The sequence below is a fragment of the Pseudomonas sp. Q1 genome, assembly GCF_009935975.1.
Taxonomy (GTDB): Bacteria; Pseudomonadota; Gammaproteobacteria; order Pseudomonadales; family Pseudomonadaceae; genus Aquipseudomonas; species Aquipseudomonas palleroniana.
This window is the reverse complement of sequence record NZ_QODI01000077.1, coordinates 1-577: the sequence shown is the minus strand read 5'-3', so window position 1 is coordinate 577 and position 577 is coordinate 1. Positions and strand designations below refer to the sequence as shown.

Below are 577 nucleotides of genomic sequence, written 5' to 3'. Positions count from 1 at the left end.
TTTTTTGGGGAGTGAGGCACACATTTCAGAGAGAACGACAGCCAGCAGACAAAAGACAGAATGTGGCGGCTGGCTTTCCTGTGCGTGGTCTCAGCCCTTTCGGTTAGCTGGGCTCGACCTCGCCTAGCTCCCCTCTCCCATGAGATGGTAAACTTCATCAATAAAGCAAACACTACTTGGAAGGCTGGACACAACTTCCGTGATGTAGACTACAGCTATGTGAAGAGGCTGTGTGGGACACTGCTGAAAGGACCGAAACTCCCCGTCATGGTACAGTATGCTGATGACCTCAAGCTCCCCGCTAACTTTGACCCCAGAGAGCAGTGGCCCAACTGCCCCACTCTTAAAGAGATCAGAGACCAGGGTTCTTGCGGTTCATGCTGGGCATTTGGTGCTGCTGAAGCCATATCTGACAGAATCTGCATCCACAGCAATGCCAAAGTGAGTGTGGAGATCTCCGCTCAGGACCTGCTTACCTGCTGTGACCGCTGTGGCTTTGGATGTGACGGTGGATACCCCTCATCTGCTTGGAATTTCTGGAGCTCTGACGGTCTGGTCAGCGGTGGACTCTATAACT

The 577-nt window shown here is 52.7% G+C and carries 1 protein-coding gene; it reads left to right on the top strand.

Going from position 1 to position 577, the window contains the following annotated elements; all coding sequences use genetic code 11:
* Window positions 1-144 precede the first annotated feature (144 nt).
* The coding region (locus DK870_RS29210; protein ID WP_218580695.1) for a C1 family peptidase at window positions 145-577 on the top strand (433 nt) is incomplete at its 3' end.